Genomic DNA, 5,733 nt, shown 5'->3' on the forward strand with positions numbered 1-5,733 from the left:
CGCGTCCACCACCTCATCCCCTGGTTCACCGGCTCCCCCGCCGTCTCCCTCGGCCTGCCCCGTGACCGGGCGGACGTCGAGACCGGCCGGACCGAGCGGCTGACCGCCCGGCTCGGGTCGCTGCGCCCCGCGGACGCCCGCGGCAGGCTCACCGCCGAGGCGCCCGAGGGCGTCCGGGTCCGGGTGCCGAAGGGCGGGCTGACCGTGCGGCGCGGCACGACGGTGGAGGTCCCGGTCGAGGTGACCGTGGAGCGCGGCACCCCGATGCGGTCCTACGACGTCCGGCTCGGGTTCGCGGGCGCGGACCGCACCCTCACCGTCCGGGCCGTCCCGCTCACCGGCGGCCCCGACCTGGCCCGCGCCGGCACCGCCCGCTCCTCGGGCGACGAGACGCCCGACTTCCCCGCGTCGGCGGCGAACGACGGCGACCCGGAGACCCGCTGGTCGTCCCCGGCCGACGACGGCGCCTGGTGGCAGGTCGAGCTGGCCCGCCCGGCGCGGCTCGGCCGGGTCGCGCTGCACTGGCAGGACGCGCACCCCTCGTCCTACCGCGTCCAGGTCTCGCCGGACGGGCGCCGCTGGCGCACAGCCGCCACGGTCCGGGACAGCCGGGGCGGCCGGGAGAACGTCCCCCTGGACGAGAAGGACGTGCGCTTCGTGCGCGTGCAGGGCGACAAGCGGGCGACGCCGTACGGGTATTCGCTGTGGTCGGCGGAGGCGTACGCCGTCTCGGAGTGAACCCCGCGCAGCGCGGCGGCGAACTTCTTCGCTGTTCTTCGCGCTTCTTCGCGCTTCTTCGCCGAAAACTATTCACTCAGTACATGTACTCAGTACATAATGATCGGCATGAGCACCCGCCACATTCTGCTGGGCCTGCTCGCGGCGGGTCCGAGCCATGGCTACGACCTCAAGCGGCGCCACGACGAACGCTTCCCGCAGGCCCGTCCGCTCGCCTACGGGCAGGTCTACACGACCCTGCAGCGCCTTGTACGGGACGGTCTCGCGGAGGTCGACGGCACCGACTCGGACGGCGGCCCGGAGCGCACGATGTACCGGGCGACGGGCGAGGGCACGCACGAACTGGCCCGGTGGGCCGGGGAGATCGCGCCGCCCGCGCCCTTCGTGGCGAACGAGATCTTCGCCAAGGTCGTGGTCGCGATCCTCGCGGGCGGCGACCCGGCCGGGTACCTGAGCGCCCAGCGCGCCGCGCACATGGAGCGGATGCGGGAGCTCACGGCGGTCAAGGCCGCCAAGGGCGCGGACCTCGCGACCGTGCTCTCGGCGGACTACGCCCTCAACCACCTCGACGCCGACCTCCGCTGGATGAGCACCACGGCGGCCCGGCTCACCACCCTGACCGCGGAGGTCGACGCAGCATGAGCAGACCCGTGCCCCTCCTCACGGCCGGCGGCCTCGTCAAGGCACACGGCCGGACACCAGCCCTGCGCGGCGCGTCGGTCGAGCTGCACGCCGCCGAGATCCTCGCCGTGACCGGCGCGAGCGGCAGCGGGAAGTCGACGCTCCTGCACTGCCTGTCCGGCATCGTCCGCCCGGACGCGGGCTCGGTGACCTACGACGGCCGGCGGCTGGAGGACCTGCCCGAGAAGCGGCTGAGCGAGCTGCGGCGCACCGAGTTCGGCGTGGTGTTCCAGTTCGGGCAGCTCATCCCCGAGCTGACGGCCCTGGACAACGTGGCCCTGCCGCTGCTGCTGGCCGGCACCGACCGGGCCGCCGCCCGGGCCCGGGCCGGGGAGTGGCTGGAGCGGTTCGGGGTGCGGGGCCAGGAGGACCTGCGGCCGGGCGAGCTGAGCGGCGGCCAGGCGCAGCGGACGGCCCTGGCCCGGGCCCTGGTCACCGGCCCGAGGGTGGTCTTCGCCGACGAGCCGACGGGGGCGCTGGACTCCCTCGCGAGCGAGCAGGTCATGACGGCCCTGCTCCACACGGCCCGTGAGGCGGGCACAGCGGTTGTGCTGGTCACCCATGACGCCAAGGTGGCGGCGTACGCGGACCGCGAGGTCCAGCTGCGGGACGGCGCCCTGGCGCCGCTGGGGGTGACGGCATGAGGACCAGCGTGCCCGCCATCCGGCGTGATCGTCGGCCTGCCGCGTCCCTGCGTTCCGATCTGCGCCTCGCCTGGCAGCTCACCCGGGGTTCCGATCGCGGGGAGTGGTGGCGGGTCGCGCTGACGGCGACGGGCGCCGCGCTCGCGACGGGGTTCGCGCTGGCCGCCGTCGCCCTGGCCGCGCTGCGGGGCAGCTACCGGGTACCCGTCGCCGCGGGACTGCTGGACCAGCCCGGCACACGGTCCGGTGTGATCGTAGGCCTGCTGCTCCTGCTCGTGCCCGTGCTGGGGTTCCTCGGCCAGTGCGCCCGGATCGGCGCCGTGCACCGCGACCGGCGGCTGGCCGGTCTGCGGCTGGCCGGGGCGACGCCCTGGCAGGTCCGGCGGATCGCCGCGCTGGAGACCGGCCTGGCCTGTCTGCTGGGCTCGGCTGTCGCCACCGTCCTGTCGGTGCTGGTCCTGCTGCGCCAGTGGGACCGGCCGACCGCCCTGGCCTGGGCGGGCATCGCCGTGGTCGCCGTCGCCGTACCGGTGCTGGGCGCGGTGACGGGCGCTCTCGCGCTGCGCCGGGTCGTGGCCTCCCCGCTCGGCTGGGTGCGCCGGGCCGGGCCGCGCAGCGGACGGGGGCCCGGACTGCTGTTCCTGGCCGGGATCCTGCTCGTCGCGGCGCTGGCGCTGCTGGCCGTGGTCACCACGTCCACGGCCACCCCCCACCGGCCGAACGGCCGGGTGCCGCTGATGATGACGGGCGCGGTCCTCGCGGCCGGCGCGGGCGCGGTATGGCTCTCCGGGGCCACCGCGAAGGCCACCGGGCGGATCCTCGCGCCCCGGGCCCGGTCGGCGGCGACGCTGATCGCGGCGGAACGGCTGCGCGACGATCCCTGGTCGGCCGCCCGCACCCACGCCGCGGTGCTGCTGGTGACGCTCGTCGGGACCGGCTTCATGGGCATCCGGCAGGTGCTGAGCGACGTGGTGCACACCTCACCGCACCTCTACATGTCCGCGTCCTACTACACCACCGGCCTCGACCTCACCGGCGCCGCCGTCGCCGTCGCCGTCACGATCACCCTGTCGGGCCTCGCCGTCGGCACCGCCGAGTCCCTGGCCACCCGCCGCCGGGGCCTGGCCGCGCAGGCCGCCGCCGGGGTGGCGCACACGGTGCTCGGCCGGGCGCTGCTGCTGGAGACCGCGCTGCCGCTCGCCCCCGCCGTACTGCTCTCGGGCCTCGGCGGGACGGCCATCGGCGCGTGGTACGCCCTGCTCTCCGACCGGCCGGTCCCCTGGGTGATCGCCCTGGTGCCCGTCGCCGTCTACGCCGCCTGCCTGCTGGCCGCGGCCACCGCGCTGCCCCTGCTGCGCCGATCGGTGCGCCCGGGAGAACTGCGGTACGCGTAGGAGATCCGCGCATGATGGAGCGGCCCGGGGGAACGGGGGTTCCCCGGGCCGGTCGGCAGGCCGCACCAGGCAATACGAAAGCCCGGATCGTCGTCAGGCGGAAATGCCGTCGATCCGGGCCATGGCGTCCTCCGCGCCGTACGGCTGCAAGTACGGCAGCCAGCGCGGATCCCTGTGGCCGGTCCCGATGATGCGCCAGGCCAGGCCGGACGGCGGGGCGGGTTTGTGGCGCAGCCGCCAGCCGATCTCGAAGAGGTGCCGGTCGGCCTTCACGTGGTTGCAGCGGCGACAGGACGCCACCACGTTGTCCCAGACGTGCTTGCCCCCGCGGCTGCGCGGGATGACGTGGTCGACGCTGGTTGCGACGCCACCGCAGTACATGCACCGGCCCCCGTCGCGGGCGAACAGCGCCCGGCGGGTCAGAGGAACGGGCCCCCGATAGGGAACCCGGACGAATCGCTTGAGCCGGACCACGCTGGGTGCGGGGACTGTGACGGTCGCGCTGTGCAGAAAGGCGCCGGACTCCTCAAGGCATACGGCCTTGTTCTCGAGGACGAGGACGAGCGCGCGGCGGAGCGGTACGACACCTAGCGGCTCGTACGACGCGTTGAGGACCAGGACATGCGGCACGGATGCCTCCTTGGACGCCGGCGGCGCGTGGCTCGCGCCGGGACGATTCGTAGCCAGTCTCCCCTCATGCCTGGTGGAAGCGCCACCATGTCCCCGTAACGGGCTGGGAGTGTTTTCGACCACATCTGATTCATCCCCCGGACCATGGCCTGTTCAAGCCCAGGTGAGCACGGTCTCTCCTTCACACATCCCACCGAAGCACACACAATGCCCCGTTAGTGTGGTGGTTCTGCCCCTTCGGTGACTCAGCCGTGACCTGACCCCCCTGAACCACCGCACCGGGGCAGACCGCTGCACCTGGAGGTACCTGCCGTGTCCCTGTCCGCCGTCCTGCTCGCCGCCGGTCCGTCGCCGTCGCCGACCCCCTCGGACTCGGAGACCCCGAGAGTCCCCTCGCTCGAGGACGCCCAGGAGAGCGCGACGAACGCCGCCGGCTGGGTCGAGCAGAACTGGTCGACGTGGCTCGCGATCGGCCTGAGGGTCCTGCTCATCGTGGTGATAGCCGCCGTGCTGAGGGTCTTCGTACGCCGGGCGATCACCAAGCTGATCGACCGCATGAACCGAAACCACCAGACCGGGGAGAGCAGCGCGATCGGCGGGCTGCTGGTCAACGTCGAACGCCGCCGCCAGCGCTCGCAGGCCATCGGCTCGGTGCTGCGCTCGGTGGCGTCGTTCCTGATCGTCGGCACGGCCGCGCTGATGATCCTGGGCACCTTCCAGATCAACCTCGCCCCGCTGCTGGCCTCCGCCGGTGTCGCCGGTGTGGCGATCGGTTTCGGCGCCCGCAACCTGGTCACCGACTTCCTCTCCGGTGTCTTCATGATCTTGGAGGACCAGTACGGCGTCGGCGACACGATCGACGCGGGCGTCGCCTCCGGCGAGGTGATCGAGGTGGGTCTGCGCGTGACCAAGCTGCGCGGCGACGGCGGTGAGATCTGGTACGTCCGCAACGGCGAGGTCAAGCGCATCGGCAACCTCTCCCAGGGCTGGGCCACGGCCAACGTCGACGTCACCGTCCACGCCGGCGAGGACCTGGACAGGGTGAAGGCCACCCTGGACGAGGTCGCCGAGAAGATGGGTGCCGAGGAGCCCTGGAACGAGCTGCTGTGGGGTCCGATCGAGGTCCTCGGCCTGGACAGCGTGCTGCTGGACTCCATGGTCGTGCGCGTCACGGCCAAGACGATGCCCGGCAAGTCCCTGACCGTGGAGCGCGAGCTGCGCTGGCGCGTCAAGCGGGCCTTCGACGCGGCGGGCATCCGGATCGTCGGCGGCGCCACGGCCCCGGTGGAGGAGCAGCCCGTCGATCCGACGGCGGGGATGGCCGCCCCGTCGGTGTACGCGAACGCGGCCTCCCCGCAGTCGGCGGCGGCGTCCCCGCTCGTACCGCCGGCGCCGACGAGCACCACGAAGTAGCAGCACCCTCCTGAAGCAGCACCCCCGAGAAGTTGGGTCCGAGCCCGGCGGGACGGTGTGCCCCACCGGTACGCACGCCCGCAGGCTGTGCGGGCCCGCACCCGCGTACGGCGAGAAGGGGACGTGTCGGGGGGGGGTCCGCCCGCAGCGGTTGGCGCGTCAACGCCGGTCAGTCGGTATGACGCCCCATCGCGCCGTTCCGAGGACGGACACCCTCCGGCGCGGCCCCGACC

At 73.6% G+C, this 5,733-nt stretch carries 6 protein-coding genes; 5 read left to right on the forward strand and 1 reads right to left on the reverse strand.

Annotation, left to right across the window (positions count from 1 at the left end):
• The 4 genes from C1J00_RS36930 to C1J00_RS36945 all read left to right on the forward strand — a co-directional run.
• Positions 1-738: discoidin domain-containing protein (locus C1J00_RS36930; RefSeq protein ID WP_146046328.1), on the forward strand; the 738-nt coding region annotated here is incomplete at its 5' end.
• A 108-nt stretch (positions 739-846) separates the two neighbouring features.
• Positions 847-1,380, forward strand: coding sequence for a PadR family transcriptional regulator (locus tag C1J00_RS36935; protein ID WP_102913295.1), 534 nt, complete (start codon positions 847-849; stop codon positions 1,378-1,380).
• Positions 1,377-2,063: an ABC transporter ATP-binding protein gene (locus C1J00_RS36940; RefSeq protein WP_102913291.1), complete on the forward strand. Its 687-nt coding sequence runs from the start codon at positions 1,377-1,379 to the stop codon at positions 2,061-2,063. The genes C1J00_RS36935 and C1J00_RS36940 overlap by 4 nt, the downstream gene beginning before the upstream one ends.
• The gene (locus tag C1J00_RS36945) at positions 2,060-3,457 is read left to right on the forward strand and encodes an FtsX-like permease family protein (RefSeq protein ID WP_102913292.1); all 1,398 of its coding nucleotides are present in this window, start codon (positions 2,060-2,062) and stop codon (positions 3,455-3,457) included. Before C1J00_RS36940 ends, C1J00_RS36945 begins: the two co-directional genes overlap by 4 nt.
• A 93-nt stretch (positions 3,458-3,550) precedes the next feature.
• On the opposite strand, the gene C1J00_RS36950 is transcribed toward C1J00_RS36945, so the two are convergent.
• Entirely contained in the window at positions 3,551-4,087 is a 537-nt protein-coding gene (locus C1J00_RS36950) for an HNH endonuclease (RefSeq protein WP_102913293.1), read from the reverse strand.
• A gap of 312 nt (positions 4,088-4,399) precedes the next feature.
• On the opposite strand from C1J00_RS36950, the gene C1J00_RS36955 reads away from it, so the two are divergent.
• A complete protein-coding gene (locus C1J00_RS36955) occupies positions 4,400-5,500 on the forward strand; it encodes a mechanosensitive ion channel family protein (RefSeq protein ID WP_102913294.1) in 1,101 nt (366 codons plus the stop codon).
• Positions 5,501-5,733 lie beyond the last annotated feature (233 nt).

Origin of the sequence: Streptomyces cahuitamycinicus, assembly GCF_002891435.1 — a bacterium.
GTDB lineage: Bacteria > Actinomycetota > Actinomycetes > Streptomycetales > Streptomycetaceae > Streptomyces > Streptomyces cahuitamycinicus.